Source organism: Gemmatimonadaceae bacterium (genome assembly GCA_035606695.1).
In the GTDB taxonomy this organism is placed as follows: domain Bacteria; phylum Gemmatimonadota; class Gemmatimonadetes; order Gemmatimonadales; family Gemmatimonadaceae; genus JAQBQB01.
Genome location: DATNEW010000026.1, coordinates 447,210 through 466,576 on the forward strand (window position 1 = coordinate 447,210; position 19,367 = coordinate 466,576).

Consider the following 19,367-nt stretch of genomic DNA (forward strand, 5'->3'; position numbering starts at 1 on the left):
TGCTCGTGCGCTCAGCGCGACGGCGCGGTCAACACCATCTCGACGAACTCCTCCTTCCTCGGATAGTCCGATGCCATGACACGCCGCTTCGCTTCGCCGAGATCGTACGGTGTGCGCCGGAACTCGACGCCATCATCGAGCAGCAGCCACTCCGCCTCCTTGCCGCCAAACGGCATTCCCACGCTTCCCGCGTTCACGACACGCACGTCACCGATCATTCGATCGAACGGCCGGTGCGTGTGGCCGCAAATCACCACGCGCTCGCTGACGCCTTCGAATGCATCTCGGATCCGTTCAGCCGGTGTCGACACGGTGAACAATTCATTGTCGTCGCGCGGCGTCGCGTGACAGAACATCACCTCGCCGAACGCGCCGATCGGCAGCGTGAGCGTCAACGGCCACCGCGCGACGATCTCGAGGTCCGCGCGATCGAGCTGCGCGGCATGCCACTCGAACAGCGGCACGAACGCCGGCGGCAATCCGGCCGATTCGCGCCCCGCCGCCACGTCGCCGAGCGCGCGGTCGCCGTTGCCGCGAATGTAGTGAACTGGAATGCCAAGCGCCCGCACGTGATGCAGGACATCACGCGCCATCGGTCCTGGAAAGATGTCGCCGCCCACGACGATGCAATCCACAGCGGCACGTCCCACGTCCGCCAGGACTGCCTCGAGGGCGGGAAGGTTTCCATGGATGTCGTAGAGGGCCGCGACTCGCATTCCGATATCTAGCCAGGCATCCTACGCTCGAGGCCGAGTACATGCAGATTTGCGGCTGCCGCCTGTGTCGATTTCGGCCTCGGTCGTTCGTCGCTCCGCTGGACGCGGATCGCTCGCGGGCCAATCTCACCCTTGAAGACCACCGGAGACAACGTCGCATGCATCTCAACACGCAGCTCAATTTCGGCGGCAATTGCGAAGAGGCATTCCAGTTCTACGAGCGCCACCTGGGCGGCAAGATCACCGCGATGATCCGAAAGGATTCGATTCCTCCCGGCCATCCGCGGCCCCCTGGACCGGATAGTTTCGTCATCCACGCGCGCGTGACCATCGGCGGCGTCGATCTCATTGGCAACGACGTTCCGTCGGAGGTTTACCAGCCCGTGCGCGGCGCGTATCTCTTTCTCGACGTCGACTCCAACGAAGAAGCCGACCGCGTCTTCGCACTGCTGGCGGAAGGAGGACAGGTCGGAACGCCCATCGCCGAAGCGTTCTTCGCGACGCGGTTCGGGCAGGTGCGCGATCGCTTCGGCGTCTTGTGGTCGGTCATCGGCCCGCGCCGGGGGTGAGCCTCAGGCGAGCGATGCACGAGTTGGCCGATCAGGCCACCGGCGTAGACCTCACGGAGATCACGTTGGGGTTCAGAAACTTGCCATAGTGCTCCCGGCGGACGGTTGCGCGTCCAACGATTGGACGTGCGTTAGAGCTTACATACGCCGCGACAACATTTCTTTGTTTCGAATGTTGGTTCGATGGTATATTCTCGACCGTTCGGCACGTCGCGAAACTCCTCCACCCCAGGAGCTCTCATGAGACCGGCCGTCGCGTTCGCGCTCGCTCTCACCGCGCTATCCGCCCGCGCCCAACAGCCGCCGCAGCCGCGCAAGCACGCGCCGGGGCCGACGTCGCCCGCGATCACACCCGCCGACGCGATGACGCGCCTCTACGTCATCGCCGACGACTCCATGCTGGGCCGCGACGCCGGCACGATCGGCAACTTCAAGGCGACGACGTACATCGCGAACGAAGTGAAGCGCCTCGGGCTCGAACCAGCCGGCGAAGGCGGGTCGTACTTCCAGACCGTCCCACTTCTCAACGTGCGGCTCGACCCCGGGTCACACGTCGTCGCCGATCGCACGCCGCTCGAATTTGTGCGAGACGTGACCGCACCCATCCCCGACCTGCGCTGGCGCGTTCGACCATTCGACAACGCCACCGCGATCTACGGCGGCAAGCTCGGCGACACGTCGAGCTACATCACGCCGGCGCTCGCCGCCGGCAAGGTCGTCGTGGTTAGGCTCGACACGAACGCGCGCGGGCAGGCCGTGACCCCGGCGCTGTACGCGTTACGCCGGCCCGGCGGCCGGTATTTCGACGCGGCCGCCGTCGTCGGCGTCAGTCCCTTTCCGCAAGGCCTGCGCATGTTCACGGCGGCGTTCATGGACCGATGGGCGACGGCCTTTTATTCCGCCGAGCCGCCGGATACCGCGCATGTTGCGCCCGTGCTCGTCATGACGCGCGGCAGCGCGCAGCGTCTGTTCTCGTCGCCGCTCGAATCACTTCGTCCCGGAACGACCGGAAATGCGCTGCACGGCAATCTCGCCTACAGCGTGCGCGATACGGCTCCCGCGCGCAACGTCATCGCGGTGCTGCGCGGCGGCGATCCGGCCCTGCGCGGCGAATACGTCGCCATCGGCGCGCACTCGGATCATGTCGGGACACGCAACGTGCTGCTGGATCACGATTCCGTGCGGGTCTTCAATCGCATGTTCCGCACGCTGGGCGCGCGCGACGAGCCGCCGATGCTCGATGCGGGCCAGGCCGCGCGCCTCCGTGCCGCGCTCGACAGCGTTCGGCGGCTGCGGCCGGCGCGCCTCGATTCGATTTACAACGGCGCCGACGACGACGGATCCGGCACGGCGGCGCTATTAGAGATTGCTGAAGCGTTCGCGACGACACGCGTTCGCCCGCGCCGCTCCATTCTCTTCGTGTGGCACACCGCCGAAGAAGGGAACCTGAATGGATCGCGCTGGTTTACCAGCCATCCGACCGTGCCGATCGATTCCATCGTCGCACAGCTTCAGATGGATCACGTGAGCCGGGGGCGCGCGGAAGACACGCCGGGCGGAGGGCCGCGATACGTCGCCATCGTCACTCCGCGCGACGGACGGCCGACGTTTGCCGATGCCATCGACTCGGCGAACGCGGCGGCGACGTGGGGGTTCGACATCGATTGGTCGCGCGGGCGCGCCGATGCCGTCGGCGGCAGTGTCGCCTGCGGCAGCGACCACGCCGCATACGATCGCTTCGGCGTTCCGACCGCATTCTTCTTCACCGGGTTTCACGTCGACTATCACCAGGTGACGGACGAGCCGCAGTACTCCGACTACGACAAGCTCGCGCACGTGGCGCAGTTCGTTCACGACGTCGCGCTGCGCATCGCGAACGCGAACACGCCGCCGCCACGCGTGTCGCTCATTCCCGGAGGACGAACCGCCTGCGTGCCGTGACGCGGGGCAGCGGCAAGTGAGAACCCGGGCGCGCCGCGTGATGTCGATCATGGCACCCCCGCGCGCTGGACCGTAAGTTTACCGCACTTCCAACCGCGCGAGCCTCGCCGCCCGTGTCCGACTTTCAGGATCAAGTTCAGCACTCGCTGGGCGCGTCGTATACGATAGAAAGAGAGTTGGGCGGCGGCGGAATGTCGCGGGTCTTCGTGGCTCGCGACGCGACGCTGCGGCGCGAGGTCGTCGTGAAGGTGCTGCCGCCGGACCTCGTCGCCGGCGTGAACGTCGAGCGGTTCCGTCGAGAGATTCTCGTCGCCGCGGGGCTGCAGCATCCGCACATCGTGCCCGTGCTTTCGTCGGGCGAGACGGACGGACTGCCGTGGTTCACGATGCCATTCGTGCAGGGCGAATCGCTGCGCGATCGCCTGGGCCTCGGCCCGCTGCCGATAGTTGACTCAGTCAACTATCTTCGCGAGGTCGCCAAGGCGCTCGCCTACGCGCACGAACGCGGCGTCGTGCATCGCGACATCAAGCCGGACAACGTCCTGATCACCGGCGGCACGGCGGTCGTCACCGACTTCGGCATCGCGAAGGCGCTGTCGGCGTCCCGCACCGATGAGCATCCCACCGCCACGCGCGGATCACTGACGCAGATCGGCATGTCGATCGGCACACCGGTCTACATGGCGCCCGAGCAAGCCGCCGCCGATCCGGACACCGACGCGCGCGCCGATCTGTATTCGTTTGGCTGCATGGCGTACGAGCTGCTCGCCGGCCGTCCGCCGTTCGCCGGTATGCCGCCGCAGAAGTTGCTCGCCGCGCACATGGGCGATCGGCCGCAGAGCATCGCGCAGCTGCGGCCCGATACGCCGCCGCTGCTCGCCGATCTGGTGATGCAGTGCCTCGAGAAGGATCCCGCGAAGCGGCCGCAGAGCGCGGACGACGTCGTGCGCGTGCTCGAGCTCGCGACGACGACCAGCGGCAGCGCCGCCGCGGCATCCGCGGTGCTCCTCGGTGGACGCGTGCGTTTGCGGGTCGCGCTTGCGTTGTGGGCCCTCGCATTTGGCGCGGCATGGCTGCTGGCGACGGCGGCGATCGTCGGCATTGGGTTGCCGAGTTGGGTCTTGCCGGGCGCGTTGATCGTGGCGGGGCTTGGGTTGCCGGCGATCCTCGTGACCGCGTTCGTGCAGCGCACGGCGCATCGCGCGCTCACGAGCACGCCGACGCTCACACCGGGTGGCACGATGGCGCACGGCACGATGGCGACGATCGCCATGCGCGCGAGTCCACACATGAGTTGGAAGCGCACGGTACGCGGCGGATTCATCGCGTTCGGAGCCTTCGTCGTGCTGGTGGCGGTCGTGATGGTGCTCCGCGCGTTCGGCATCGGGCCGGCGGCGTCGCTGCTCGCGTCGGGGCGCATCACGGCGCGCGAGCCGATCATCATGACCGACTTCCGCGTGCGCGGCGCCGACTCGTCGCTCGCTGGCATCGTTACCGAAGCGCTGCGCTCGAGTCTCGGGCAGACGAATACGATCACGCTTGTGCCTCCCGCGTCCGTTGCGGCCGCGCTCACCCGCATGCAGCGACCGACGACGTCGCGCGTCGATCTTCAGCTCGCGCGCGACATCGCGGCGCGCGAGGGGATCAAGGCGATCGTCGACGGCGAAGTCGCGCAACTCGGCAACGGCTTCGTCGTCTCGGTCCGGCTCGTGACCGCCGACTCGGCGCGGACGCTCGCGACCGTGCAGAAGGCGGTCGACGGGCCGAAGGAACTGATTGCCGCGGTGGACGTGATCGGGCGCGACCTGCGCGGTAAGCTCGGCGAAAATCTTCGCTCGGTGCAGAATGCGCCGCCGCTCGAGCGCGTCACCACGGCGTCGATCGATGCACTCCGTGCGTATTCCGACGGAGTTCGCGCGTACGACGTCGAAGCGGATTATCCGAAGGCGATTGCAAAGCTGTCGCAGGCGATCGCCGTCGACTCGGGATTCGCGATGGCGTGGCGCAAGCTCGGCGCGGTGTACAACGCGGCGAGTTACGGGCCGGCGGTCAGCGACTCGGTGCTCGCGAAGGCATTTCAGTTTCGTGATCGTCTGACACCGAAGGAGCGTGCATCGACCGAGGCGTCGTATTACTTCCTTGGCCCCGGGCGCGACCGGCAACGCGCGATCGCCGCCGAGCAGCAATTGCTCGCGCTCGGCGATTCCGTAACCTCCGGCGTCAATCTCGGGCTGATGTACGAATCGCGGCGTGAGTACGCCCGCGCCGATTCGTTCTTTGTCATGGCCGAGCGCAATCGTCCGTCGAGTCTGACGATGGCGACGGACCTTGCGGCCAATCTGGCGAATCTCGGCAAGTTCGCCGAGGCGCACGAGTACATCGACGCGTGGGCCAGGCGAAATCCATCGGCCGGCGCGCGAGGCGCCGCCATAGTCGTGCATGGCATTGTTTACGGCGCCTCGGGTGACTATGCGCACGAGGAGACGACGCTCGATTCGCTTGTCGGGGGGCAAACGGGCGCCATGACGACGACGGCGCTCCCGCTTCTCGCAGAGGCGGTCGGAGCGCAAGGCAAGTTGGAGCAAACGCGAGCCCGTCTCGCCGCCCTGACGGCCGCGATGCCGCTTGCGCTGCGGCGGCCGCCGATCGTCGATTCGATCAATTTGTCGTTGATCGACGTCACCGCGGCCGAGCAGCCGGACCGGGCGGTGAAACGGATCGACGCGGCGCTCTCCGCCATGCCGCTGCGCGCCGTGCCGCTTCCGGATCGCGATTACTTCGGCGTCGCCACGATCTTCGCGCGCGCGGGGCGGCCGGATCGCGCGAAAGGGGTGCTGGCCGAGCACGACGCGGAGGTGCGCGACACCAATCGCCTGCGCGCCGAACTGCCGCTCGCGCACCGCGCGCTCGGCGAGATCGCGATGGCCGAGCATCGGCCGCAGGATGCGCTGCGAGAGTTCTGGAAAGGTGATTCCGTACCGGACGGCCCGTTCGACGAATGCGATGCGTGCACGTACATCAACATCGCCCGGGCCTACGACAAGTTGAACATACCGGACTCCGCGGCGGTGTATTTCGAGAAATTCTTCCGGTCGACGAACAGCTACCGTGCACTGGTCGATTTCACGGGCCGCGGCCCGGCGCTCCGCCGGCTTGGCGAGCTCTATGAAGCGAAAGGCGATCGCGCCAAGGCCATGCACAACTATCAGGAGTTCGTGAATCTCTGGAAGAACGCCGATCCCGAGTTTCAGCCGCAGGTGTCGGAGATCAGGAAGCGGATGGCGAGGCTGGAGAAGAATTCGGGATGAGCTCGCGCGCGGTGATCGGCCTCGTGCTGGTCGGGCTCAGCGGAGTCGTCGGGGTGAATGCGCACGCGCAGACGCCGGCGGCAACGGCGCGCACCCACGTCGTCCTTCTTGGCACCGGGACGCCGAACGCCGATCCCGACCGCTCCGGCAATTCCGTCGCGGTCGTCGTCGACAGCACCGCGTACATCGTCGACGCGGGATCGGGTGTGGTGCGCCGCGCCGCCGCCGCGGTGCGCGATCGTGGTATTCGCGCGCTGCAAGCCGCGCGGCTCCGCACGGTGTTCATAACACATCTGCATTCCGATCACACCGTCGGCCTTGCCGATCTCATGTTCTCGCCGTGGGTCCTGGGCCGGACGGTGCCGCTCGACGTCTACGGTCCCGCGGGAACGGCGGCGATGGTGCGGCATCTCAATGAAGCGTACGAGGCGGACGTTCAAATGCGCCTCTATGGCGGCGAGCCGTCGAACAAGACCGGCTATGGCGGCCGGGGATTCGACGTGTCCGCGGGAGAGGTGTATCGCGACTCGCTGGTTCGAGTCACGGCGTTCGAGGTGCTGCATGGCAGCTGGCCGCACGCGTTCGGCTATCGCTTCGACACGCCCGATCGCTCCATCGTGATTTCGGGCGACACGCGGCCGAGCGATGCGGTGGTGCGGGCGTGCAACGGCTGCGACGTCCTCGTGCACGAAGTCATCTCGTCACACGACATCGAGAACCGTACGCCGGATTGGAAGGCGTATCATCTCGCGTTTCATACGCCGAGCATCGAGCTGGGCGACGTCGCGACGAAGGCACATCCCAAGCTGTTGGTGCTCTACCATCAGATTCCCGGCAACTGGCCCGACGAGAAGTTTGTCGCCGAGGTCAAGACGCGGTACAGCGGCCGCGTGGTGTCGGGGCGAGATCTCGACGTGTTCTGAGCGTTGTTTTAGAGTTCTCTTATCGACGTGACGCGGCCTTCGCGAGCACCGTATCGAAGAACGTCACGGCTTCGCCGGCCCAGACGTGAGTTCCGTTCGGGCCGCCGAAACAATGTCCGGCGTCGCGCGCGCTCAGCGTGTCGGGCCAGACGATGCCGCGATACGCCTTGTGCAGCCGAGTGAACGCCGCCCCGAGGTCCTTGCTCGGCGCGAGGCTGGCGTCGCGCGGTGGTTGAATGAGCAGGACCGGGATGTTGATGCGGGCGACGCCGCTCAACAATCGAGCCTTGAGCGCGTCGTTGTGATCCCAGTTCTGCGCCGCGGGCGAGAGCGGTACCGCGGCCTTGAATCCATGGCTGCCTTCAGCCGCGAGCAAGGTTTGGATTCCGCCGAACGAGCAGCCTGCCACCACCATTCGCGTCGTATCCACGAACGGCAGCGACTTCATATACGTCAATGCCGCGAGCTGGTCGCTGAGCTGCTCGGTCGTCAGCAGCCGTGTCACCAGGTCGTCGCCGGCCTTCTGTCCCTGTGTCGCGGCCACGCGTCCGCGCACGAGTGCGATGTGCTCGCCGTCGGACTCGTCATGGCCGCGGCGCGACGGCGCGAACACGACGTAGCCCCGCGGAACGAACGCGCCGCCGATCGAATCGAATTGCGTCCCCGCGCCGGGCGTGTGCTCGCTCCCGTGATTCCACAGCACCGCCGGAAACGGCCCATTGCCGGTTGGCTTGAAGAGAAAGCCCTCGAGCATGAGCGAGCCGTTCTTGAACCACACGCGCTGCTTGGTGATCGCCGCGCGAGTCATCGCGACGCGCGTCTCTTTCGCCCGGTCCGCGCCGGCTCGTGCTTCGGCGAGCGCCGGAAGATCAGCGTCGGCGTGTTTCCAATTATCTAATAGCCGTCGATACGCCATCGCCGAGCCGATCGTGTCGCCGCTCGCGAGCTTGGCGCGAGCCAGCCCGAGGAGTGCCGCGGAGCGGTTCTGAGCGGTAATGAGAGAACGCTCATACTCAGCCACGGCCTCGGAGGGATGGCCGGTCGCCATCAACAACGCGGCCAGATGATCGCGCGCGACGAGATAGCGCGGCGGCCCCGCGCCGTTCAACGTGTCGACGCGCGCGGCCTTACGCCACCAGTCGAGCGCCGTATCGCGATCGCCCCGGCGCTCGGCGATCAGCGCTCGGATCTCCATGCCCTGCAACGTCGCATCCGAGATGTTCGATGCCGTTGCCATGCCACTCGTATCGCCGCGCATCAGCGCACCGATCGTCTTCTCCCAATTGGTCGCCCCCATTTGCCGGCGCTCACGCTGCAGCTCCATCGCGGGACCAAGTGGCGCGGTGGCGAGGGCGCCGCGTGGGCCGTCGGTCCATCGCCCGGTCTCGTTGGCGTAGCCGAATTCGAGAAACGTCGGCACGTAATGCGCATCGACGGTGAACGTCGACCCGCTGTCGTACGGCGCGATCATCCTTCGCGCACTGTCGACTAATGCCCGCGCCGCATGCCAGCGTCCCTGCTGCAGGTACACGTACTGCAACCACGTGAAGTTGTGATAGTCGAGGTCCGTCGCGGCCCGGTGCTCGCGTGCTCCCTCGGCGACCGACGCCTTCCACGCGCGCTCGTTCGCGGCGTTCGCATCGTCCCACAGGCCAAGCCGAAAGAACGTGTGCGCCGGCATGTGCTGCGCGTGTTCAGACGCCGGCGCGATGTACGCGTAATCGAATGCGGGCTGCAGCGCACGTGCCGTGTACGACGGATACGCGTCGGCCGCGTGAATGAGATAGTGCGCGCCGCCCGGATGACGCGGACTCGCGTGATATACCCGCTCGCCAAACGCGATCGCGCGCCGGCCCACGGCATCGCGCTCGGCCGGCGACATGGGATTCGTCGGCAGGTTGTACATCAACGTGGCCAGCGCTGCGAACGCCGAGGCCTCGAGATCCGACGTATCGCGTTGCGCGAGCGCCGACATGGAGTCCATGAATACGCGCGAACGCGCCGTGAGGCTCGAATCCTCGTAGAACGCTTCGATCGCCGCGCCGAACGCACGTTCGCGCGATGTCTGTGCTTTCGCGAGCCGGGCCTCTGGCGTCGGTCCGAGCCGCGCGAGCACGGCGCGCGCGCCCGGCGCGTCGTCGATGCTCCAGAGAACGGGCGAATGCGACAGCGCCTCGAACCAGTAGGGGAGCGCGAAGGTCGGGTCGGCGCGCTCGGCATCGTGAAATGCACTCTGCGCCTCGCGGTACTCGAAGTTGTGCAGCTGTGCGATGGCGCGAAGGAACGGTGCCTGGGCGGCGGCCGATCCCGAGTTGGGAAACCGGATGACGCCGACGTCGCTGCTCGCATGCTGCGCGGCGCCGGCGCGCGCGGCCGGACCACCGTGCCGAGCTTCGTCGAGTGCCGGCGTCGTCGCATCGGCGCGATGCCAATTGTTCGCCAAGCGCCGGTACGCGTCGCGCGGCGCGGCAGAGTCGCTCGCCACAAGATTCGAACGCGCCAGTCCGAGCAGCGCCAACGACCGCTCCGGCGTCCGCGCGAGCGCGCGTTGGAACTCGGTGCGCGCCTCGGCCGGTCGATGAAGTGCCAGCAGCAATTCGCCGAGCAATTCGCGAGTCGGTTTTTCGACTTCGGGCGGCCCGAACAGGAACGGCAGCGCCTCCTCGCGCTCGGCGGCGGCGCGGATGGTCGCGATGCCGCCATCGCGGTCGCCACTGTAGATCTGCACGATTCCGCGCATCTCGTCGATCGCGGCACCGGTGAATCCCAACACTTGCGCCGTGTTCGGGCGCGCCGGCGCGTTCTGAATCACCGTGCGCGCGGCCACCATGCGATCGATGTACGAACGCGCCGCCGCCGTGTCGCGATGTTGCAGCGCATCGTACGCGTCGCCGTAGGCGAGCATGAATCGCGGGAATGGCGCCATCGCGAGACTGTCGGGCAGTGTAGGCAGTTGCGCGGCGGCGGCAGCGCCGTCGATGATCTGCCGCAGCCGCATCTCGGCGAAGCCGCGTGCGATGGCCGGCGAATCGCCCGCGTGCTCGCGGCAATCGTTCATCATCCGCGCCGCGTCCGCCTGACGCCCCTGCTCGAGATACCCGTAATGCAACCACAACCCGCCGTGCCCGCACTCGGCCGCCAACGCCTCCGCCGGCGACGAATGCATGTGCACCGCGATCTCGTTCGCCTTCACGACGTCGTCCCACATCCCGAGCGCGATGAAAATGTGCGACACCATGTGCTGTGCATGCGGCGCGTTCACGGCAACCTTCGAGTACGCGCGCGCGGCCTGGAGACCACGCGTGGCGTGCGCCGGATCGTCGTACGCATGAATGACGTAGTGCAGCGCTCCCGGATGATCGGGATGCGCGCGCATGATGCGCTCGGCGATCTGTGCCGCGTGCATGTAGGTGGAATCCACGCGCGGAAGCGAGAGCAGCGAGAGCGCGTAAAAGAGTTGTGCGTCGTCGTCGCGCGGATAGCTCGCGGCAAGGCGCGCCGACGCCACCGCATACGCGGAATCGCGCGAGAACTTGGTACCGTCGGTGCCGTACAACACGTCGAGTGTGGCGAGATAGTCGCGCTCACGCTGGGTAGGCGCGGCGCTGAGTCGTGCCGATGCGTCCGGACCGAGCCTGGAGAGCACTCCGCGCCCCGAGACGGAGTCTTGCTCGTGCCAGACCCCGTGATTGTACGTCATCGCCTCGCCCCAGTACGCCATCGCGAACCGCGGATCGATTCGCTCGGCTTCACGAAACGCGGCGGCCGCTTCCGGATACTGGAAGTTGTGCAGCAGCGCCATGCCGCGGAGGAAGGCGGGCTGCGCGGCCGGCGCGCCCGAGTTCTCGAACGACACGTGCCCGTACACCGGTGCGTCTGTCTGCGCGCCGGTAGCCGCATTCACCGCGGCGAGCAGAACGACGACGCGCGCGACCAGGGAGCGTGACGACATGGCCGACCTGTTCGGAGTGGGGAAGTCGAACGGGACGCCACCAGTATGGCGATTTCTTTCGAAACGCGGAAGAACGGCCGTCAGACTGCTCTAATCGGTCTCCGCCGTACGCTGTGTGAAGCGACGCAGCAAATCGCGCAGCCAGGACCGCTTCGGTTTCGTCGGATCCGGCCGGTCGTCGCCGCCGTCGAGCGAGCGAAACATCAGCTCGACCGCGCCGAGCTTGAGGCGCGAGCCGGAAGGAAGCGCGCGCTCGCCCGCGACGCGCGAGCCGTCGACAAACGTGCCGTTCGCCGAGCGAAGATCGACGACGAACCAGCTCGAGCCTTTGCGCAGCAACGTCGCGTGATCGGAGGAGACGCTTTCATCGCGAATGCGTACGTCGCTCTGCGGACTGCGCCCGATCGCGCAGACCGGACGGTCGATCGAGAACGATGCGCCCGCATACCGTCCACGCACGATCTCGAGACTCGCGGTGCGCGGAGCGTGAGAGTGATCGCGCTTGCCGTCTGCCGCATACTCGCGTCTCAGGTACGAGAGATCGAGCAACGCCGTCGGTGCCGCGTCCGCGCCTGGTGTCGGGACCGCGGCGCCATCCAATTCGAAACGCAGATGTTCTTCGTCGAGATGCACCACGTCGCCGTGCCCGAGCAAGTATGTGCCGGCGACGCGTACGCCGTTGACGATCGTTCCGTTCGCGCTCTCGTCGCGCAGCAGATATCCGTCTTGCACCGGTGAGACGGAGAAATGCCGGCGTGAGACGCGCATCCCCGGCACGACGAAATCACACGTCTCATCGCGACCCACGACGACGCGATGATGCTCGAGATCGATCGTGTCACCCGTGCGCGCGTTGACGATGCGGGCGCGCGTGGCCGGCTTCGCCGGTGCCGCCGCGGGAGCGGTGTATCGGCCGTGAAGCATCCACTCACCGGAGGTCGCGAGGTCAGATCCCGCCGTGATGGTCGCTTCGCCCGCGTTGGCGGTCTTGAACGTCAGGCAGCAGTCGCCGAATTCGATCTGCGCGCCGTCGTGCAGCTCCTTCGGAGCCACACCGAGTGGAACGCGATCGAGCCGAACCACGACGGACGCGGTGAGGCGCTGAATCGTCGATTCGCCCGACGACGGCACGACGATCGTCGCCACGGCGGGACAGCATTCGAGGGCGGTGATAGGCAGCGCGTCGGGTCCATTTCCACCGACGACGTACGTGCCCGTTGGCATGGCGCAGCGTTCGGCGCCTGAATCGAGTAGCGGCATGCAACACGATGCCGGTGGGGAATTGGACGAGCGGTGACGTGGCTCACTGCGAGCGTCGCAAGCTGACACGCGTGCCGCGCGTACACGGGCCGCCGGCGCGGCGTGACCCTCACCATTCCTTAACGCAACCATAACCGCCGATCGCGCATCGAACACGTAGTATCCGCAGTCGCTCCACCGAATCCCTACCTCTCGAGGCACCATGATCCCGCGCGCCGCCGTGTTCCGGATCGTCGTCGTCGCCCTGTGGTCGTTTGCTGCGCCACTCGTTCCTACCCGTTCGGCGCGCGCGCAAACTGCGCAGCCAGAGAGCGTCGTCGGTTCCGTCAAGAGCGACAGCGGTGTCGCGATTCCTGGTGCATCGATCACCGTGACGCCGGCCGGCGCGGGATTCAGCCTCGCCGTCACCGTGCGGTCGAACACCGCCGGCCGCTGGATTGCGACGATCCCAAATCGCGCGGCCGAGTATTACGTGACCGTAAGCGCGATCGGGTGGATTCAGGCGCGAACGACAGTGAAGTCTGTTGGCGCCAATGCGTCGACGCCGACAACCGTCGACGTTGTGATGAAGCGAGCGCCCGTGCGACTCAACACGGTTCAGGTCAACGCCGTGCGGCGGCAACCTCCGCAACGCGACGTCATCGGACCCGACGTCGCGCAAACGGAGAAGGGCATCATCGCCGCCTCCGAGGTGTTCGCCGTTGCGGACCAGGGTGACTTGATGGGCATGATCGCGCAGGTGCCCGGAATCACGATCACGTCCGATCCCACGAACGGACTGCCGCAGTTCTCGGTGCTCGGGCTCTCCGGGTCGCAGAACAACATCACGTTGAACGGCATGCAGACCGGCGCCACCGACGTTCCGCGCGACATCATCGGCGCGGTGCGCGTGAGCTCGTCGACGTACGACGTCTCGCGCGGCGGATTCAGCGGCGCGCAACTGTCGGTGACACAGGTGTCGGGCAGCAACTTCGTGAATCAGATCCTGCACGCCACACTCGATGCGCCGAGTCTTCAGGCGACGGACCGGATCGGTCGCCAGCTTGGGCAGCGGTACGCGAACACGCAGTTGAGCGGCGGATTCGCGGGACCGATCGTGTTCGACCGCGTGTTCTACAACGTCTCGGTGCAGGGCGGGCGGCGTTTTAGTGATCTCTCATCGCTGCTCACCGGCGATCCCGCGACGCTCGCCGATCTCGGGATCTCGCGCGATTCGGTCACCGCGCTCACCGCCGCCGCGGCCTCACGCGGCATTCCGCTGGCCGCCGCCGGAATTCCGAACCGACGGCAGACCGACAACGGATCGCTGCTCGCGCGCTTCGACTGGACGCCGACGCAGAAGGCGCAGGGCAACATCACCACGTCGCTGCGCCATTCGAAGTCCCTGGCGTCGTTCGTGTCGACGACCGCGCTGCCCGGACACGGTGGCGATCTCTCGCGCAACGGCGGCGACGTCACCGGCGAGTTCTCGTTCTTTCCCGATTCGTTCTTCCTCAACGTCACGCGACTTGGCGCGCATACGGACATCAACGACGCGACACCGTACATGCGCATTCCCGATGCGCGCGTGCTCGTGACGTCGCAGCTCAACGATGGGTCGACGGGCCTGTCGTCGCTGATCTTCGGCGGCAACTCCGGGCTGCCGCGATATACGCGCACGTCGGGCGTCGAGCTCTACAATCAGACCTCGTGGAACTCGTCGACGAACGCGCATCACTGGCGCCTCACGGCTGACGCGCGCGACGATCAGCTTCGCCAGACGCAGGGCGCGAACGCGCTCGGCTCGTTCACGTACAATTCGATCGCGGACGTGCAGGCGAACCGGCCGGCGTCGTTCTCGCGCTCGTTCGCGCACAACGACGTCCTCGCCGACATGCGCACCGGATCGCTCGCGCTCGGCGATCAGTGGCGCGCGACGCAAACGTTGAACATTTCGTACGGTGTACGTGTCGACGGCAATTCCACGGGCAGCGCGCTCGAGTACAATCCGTCGGTCGACAGCATCTTCCATCTCCGCACCGATCATGCGCCCCGTGAGTTGGTGGTGAGCCCGCGCGCGAGTTTCGGGTGGGGCTTCGGGCACAATGGCACGACCGGCATTCCGAATTTTGGCGCGCCGTGGGGATTCCTGAGCGGCGGCATTGGTGAGTTCCGCAACGATTTCCGGCCCGGTCTCGTCGCGCCGGCGATCACGAATACCGGATTGCCCGATGCGCTTGGCCAATTGGTCTGCGTTGGTTCGGCCGTGCCGGTGCCGGACTTCACGTCGTACATGACGAATGAAGGCGCAATCCCGACGACCTGCGCGGCTGGTGCGCCATCCGCGTTCGTGTCGAGCCGGCCAAACGTGTTCACGATCGATCCGAACTTCGAGTCGCAGCGCAGTTGGCGCGGCAATCTCGCCTTGCGCGGACCGTTCATCACGAAGCTGTTCCGCTTCTCCGCCGACGCGACGTATTCCCTCAACCTGCATCAGCAGGCGCCCTTCGACGTGAACTTCAGCGGCACGCAGCGCGCGTCACTGAGCGGCGAAGGCGGCCGCCCGATCTACGTGCAGCCAACGAGCATCGTACCCGCGACGGGCGCCGTGACGAACGTCGATTCGCGTGTGTCGACCCTCTACGGAAGCGTGAACGACCTGCGCTCCGATCTTCAGTCGCGCGCGGCGCAGTACACGTTCACGCTCAATCCGGTGGGCTTGAGCAGCATCAACTGGCGGTGGACGGTGAGCTACGTCTACTCGGACCTGCGCGAGCAGACGCGCGGCTTCGGCGCGACGACCGCGGGTGATCCTCGCTCGGTCGAATGGTCGCGCGGCTCACTTGGCAGCACGCACGCGATCAACATCAACCTGTATACGCGCGTCGCCAACCTGTTCTCGGTTGCGATTACGGGCCGCGCGGCGTCGGGCTTTCCGTTCACGCCGGTGGTGGCGGGTGACGTGAATGGAGACGGCTTGTCGAACGATCGCGCGTTCGTGTTCGCGCCGGGCACCGGAGACGCCGCGCTTTCGTCGGGCATGAGCCAGTTGCTCTCCGGCGCCTCGTCGCGCGTCAAGAGTTGTCTGACGAGACAATTCGGCGCCGTCGCCGCACGAAACTCGTGCGAGGGACCGTGGATGGCAACGGCAGCGGCATCGCTCACGATCAACCCGGAGAAGCTTGGCTGGGACAACCGCACGACGCTGTCGCTCGACGTGTCGAATCCGCTCGCGGGCGTCGATGAGCTGTTGCACGGCTCGGCACACATGCAGGGTTGGGGACAGCCGGCCGCGCCCGATCCGACGCTCTTGCGCGTACGCGGCTACGATCCGGCGACGAACGCGTTCAAGTACGACGTGAATCCGCGTTTCGGCGATACGCGCTTCGCGAGCTCGACGATTCGCCTGCCGTTCATCGTCAGCCTCGAGGCGCGCGTACGCCTGGGCGGCGACGTCGACCACCAGGGGCTGGCGAACATCATCGGCCCGGGACGCACGCGGCGCGGCGACAAGCGCACCACGCAGCAGATTCGCGCGCTCCTGCTGCAATCGATCTTCAGCCCCATTCAGAGCATTCTGCAGGTGAAGGATTCGATGAGCATTTTGAGCCAGGCGCAAATCGACCGGCTGACGCAGTTGCAGCGGCGACTGATCGCGAAGCAGGATTCGATCTGGGCGCCGACGGTCAAGTACATGGAGACGCTGCCGGCGAACTACGATCTCGACGAAGCGGTGGAGCTCGTGCGCCCCGCGCGCATGGCGGCGTACGATGCGATGGTCGACGCCATGATCGAAGCGTCGAAGATTTTGACGCCGGAGCAGATCGAGGATTTCCCGCCGGCGCTGAGGTCCTCGTTCGACATCGAGTCGCTCAAGACGCGGCGGCCGACGAAAGGGTTTTTCCCGGCGTATTGACCTGGATCCGGCCCATCCATATTAGCAATCATGGCTCATCTCGAGGACCCGGCGTCGCTCGCTCGAGATGACACAGTTTCGACTAATTCCGTAACGCCACCGCCGGATCCGCCTTTGTCGCCCGGCGCGCGGGAACGAGCGAGGCCGCAATCGCGACGAGTCCGAGCACGATCGCCACGCCCAGGAACGTCACCGGATCGCGCGCCGAGACCCCGTACAACAGCGATGAGATCAGCCGCGTGACGACGAACGCGATCGCGGCACCGAGCACCGTGCCGGCCACCGCCATCTGAATGCCGGGCCGCACGGCGAGCACCAGGATATCGCGGCCGGTGGCGCCGAGCGCCTGGCGAACGCCGAATTCCTGTTCGCGCTGGCTCACGACGAACGCCATCACGCCATAGATGCCGAGCGCCGCCATGAGCACGGCAACGACCGCAAATGCGGCGATGAGCGCGAGCGAGAACCGCCGCCGTTCCATCGACGACGACATCACGTCGTTCATCGTTCGTACACCGAACACCGGCAAATCGGTATCGACGTCATGCACCGTCTTCGTGATCGCGCGCTCGATCGACGGCAAGTCGCCGCGCGATCGCACGAACACCGACAGCGCCACCGTCGGCCGCTGCGTCAGCGACAAGTAGATGCGCGGCGTCGGCTCGGCATCGAGGCCGTCGGCACGCACGTCGGCCACGACTCCAATGATCGTGAAGTCGGTGTTGCGGCCGGCGCGCAGGCGCTGGCCGACGAGGTTGCGCTGCGGAGAGAATCGCCGCGCGAAGGCTTCGTTGACGACCACCACGTTCGGCGCGTTCAAGTCGTCGTGCGACGTGAACACGCGCCCGCTGCGCGTCGCGATTCGCAGCGCGGCGAAATAGTCGGCACTCACCTGTCCGTACCGCGCCGCGTGATCGTTCTCCTTCGTTGCCGGCTCGTCGGGCAGTTGGAACGGTCGCGGACTATTCTGCGAGCCCAGGAACGGCACGTCGCCCGGGGTGGCGAGCGCCGCGACTTCGACGCCCGGAATCTGTCGCAGGCCGCCAAGGAGTCGTTCCGCCAACGCCGCCTGCTCCGGCGGCTTGAGATACTTGTTCGCGGCCGGATTATTCGGAACCGGCACCCATACCTCGCCGGTGACGACGTTCGTTGGATCGATCCCTGGCTCGACGTGCAGCACGGCGGAAAAGCTTCGCACCAGCAGACCCGCGCCGATCAACAGCACCACCGACAACGCGATCTCGGCGACGACGAGCGCGGTTCGCGCGCGATTGCGGCGGACGGTCGAGCCGCTGCCGCTGCGGCCACCTTCGTTCAATGCGCGATTCGCGTCCGCGCCAGTCGCTTGAACGGCGGGCGCGAGGCCGATCAACAACGCCGCGCCGAGCGACAAGACGATTGCCGCGACGACCACGCGCCAATCGGCGTGAATCTCGTTGAGCCGCGGGAGATTCGGCGGAAGCACCGCCGTCAACGCGCCGAGTGAAAGGTGAAGCACGAGCATCGCGGCGATGCCGCCGGCGAGCGCGAGTGTGAGACTCTCGAGCATCATCTGCCGCGCGATGCGCGCGCGTGACGCGCCGAGCGCCTGACGCAGCGCGAACTCGCGCATGCGCGACGACGAACGTGCGAGCATGAGGCTCGCGACGTTCACGCACACGATCAATAAGAGAAAACTCACAGCGCCGAGCAGCACGGCCAGCGTCGTGCGCACGTTGCCGGTGAGCGTCGACTGCACCGACTCGAGTCGGATGCTCCAGCGAAAATTCTCGCGGTAGTCGGCAGGGTATTCGTGCCCGAGCTGCGTCACGAATTGATCGAGCCGAGCCTGCGCCTGCTCGATCGTCACGCCGGGTTTGAGCCGCGCGATCGCTCCGGGCACGAGCCGCGAGGCACGCGGCGGCGGCGAGGGGAATGGATCGGCACTGAAGCCGGCGCCCGCCCACGCGTCCACGTCGCCGGCGAGCGTGTTGCCCGGATGCCGAAACTCCGGCGGCATGACGCCGATGATGGTGTACGGATCTTCGTCGAGGCGAATCGTCTTGCCGATGATCGCGCGATCCGCGCCGAACTGGCGGCGCCACAGCGCGTCGCTGATCACCACCGTGCCCAGGAAACCGGGTTGCCATTCGGCTTGCCCATACACGCGCCCGAGCGCCGCCTTCGCCTGCAGCAGCTCGAAGTAATTCGCACTCGTGCCCAGCAACTCGATGCGCTCGACGTGTTCGCCGCCGGCGAGTGCCGCGCTCGCCGGATAGATGCCGCTGACCGCGTCGAAGATGCCGGCGCGCGAGCTCAGGTCCTGAAGCTCGGGTACCGACACGCCGACGTCCGTCGCGCCGGCGCCCGGCAAATCATCGTACAAGCGAACGAGTCGGTCGGGGTCGTGCAGGGGCAGCGGTCGAAGCAGCACGCTATCGACCACCGTGAAGATGGCGAGGTTCGCGCCGATGCCCAACGCGAGCGTGATGATGATCGCGGCAGCGAAACCGCGTCGAGCGCGGAGCGTGCGCAGCGTGTAGCGAATGTCCTGCGCGATGCCGTCGAACGTCTCGGCGCGCTGCCGCCGGACTTCGCGATTGACGGCGAGATGCTCCACCTCGGAGCGCACGCCGTTCACGTCACCGAACCGTTCGCGCGCGGCGCGCTCGGCTTCTTCGCGACTCATGCCCATTCGCTGGAACTCGGTCACGCGCATGTTGACGTGGAAGTCCAGCTCCTCGTGTACATCGCGCGCCGGATCGGCGCGCCAGAAGCGGAGATAGCGGCGGAACAATTGTTCGCGCTTCATCGAAATTTCCTC

The 19,367-nt window shown here is 66.6% G+C and carries 9 protein-coding genes; 5 read left to right on the top strand and 4 right to left on the bottom strand.

Going from position 1 to position 19,367, the window contains the following annotated elements; translation table 11 throughout:
- Positions 1-11: 11 nt before the first annotated feature.
- The gene (locus VN706_12940; protein HXT16536.1) at positions 12-716 is read right to left on the bottom strand and encodes a metallophosphoesterase family protein; all 705 of its coding nucleotides are present in this window, start codon (positions 714-716) and stop codon (positions 12-14) included.
- Between the two features lie 158 nt (positions 717-874).
- Between VN706_12940 and VN706_12945 the strand changes: the two genes are divergently transcribed.
- From VN706_12945 to VN706_12960, 4 genes are all read left to right on the top strand, one after another.
- On the top strand, positions 875-1,285 hold the full coding sequence (locus VN706_12945; GenBank protein ID HXT16537.1) for a VOC family protein: 411 nt from the start codon (positions 875-877) through the stop codon (positions 1,283-1,285).
- 240 nt (positions 1,286-1,525) lie between these two features.
- Positions 1,526-3,226, top strand: coding sequence for a M20/M25/M40 family metallo-hydrolase (locus VN706_12950; protein ID HXT16538.1), 1,701 nt, complete (start codon positions 1,526-1,528; stop codon positions 3,224-3,226).
- Between the two features lie 113 nt (positions 3,227-3,339).
- The gene (locus VN706_12955; GenBank protein HXT16539.1) at positions 3,340-6,534 is read left to right on the top strand and encodes a protein kinase; all 3,195 of its coding nucleotides are present in this window, start codon (positions 3,340-3,342) and stop codon (positions 6,532-6,534) included.
- The gene (locus tag VN706_12960; GenBank protein HXT16540.1) at positions 6,531-7,457 is read left to right on the top strand and encodes an MBL fold metallo-hydrolase; all 927 of its coding nucleotides are present in this window, start codon (positions 6,531-6,533) and stop codon (positions 7,455-7,457) included. Before VN706_12955 ends, VN706_12960 begins: the two co-directional genes overlap by 4 nt.
- A gap of 19 nt (positions 7,458-7,476) precedes the next feature.
- Here VN706_12960 and VN706_12965 read toward each other — a convergent pair whose 3' ends face one another.
- A complete protein-coding gene (locus tag VN706_12965) occupies positions 7,477-11,409 on the bottom strand; it encodes a prolyl oligopeptidase family serine peptidase (GenBank protein HXT16541.1) in 3,933 nt (1,310 codons plus the stop codon).
- A gap of 90 nt (positions 11,410-11,499) precedes the next feature.
- The gene (locus VN706_12970; GenBank protein ID HXT16542.1) at positions 11,500-12,669 is read right to left on the bottom strand and encodes an FHA domain-containing protein; all 1,170 of its coding nucleotides are present in this window, start codon (positions 12,667-12,669) and stop codon (positions 11,500-11,502) included.
- Between the two features lie 202 nt (positions 12,670-12,871).
- Here VN706_12970 and VN706_12975 point away from each other — a divergent pair, with 202 nt between their 5' ends.
- Positions 12,872-16,564: a hypothetical protein gene (locus tag VN706_12975; protein ID HXT16543.1), complete on the top strand. Its 3,693-nt coding sequence runs from the start codon at positions 12,872-12,874 to the stop codon at positions 16,562-16,564.
- A gap of 82 nt (positions 16,565-16,646) precedes the next feature.
- Here VN706_12975 and VN706_12980 read toward each other — a convergent pair whose 3' ends face one another.
- Entirely contained in the window at positions 16,647-19,355 is a 2,709-nt protein-coding gene (locus VN706_12980) for an ABC transporter permease (protein HXT16544.1), read from the bottom strand.
- Positions 19,356-19,367 lie beyond the last annotated feature (12 nt).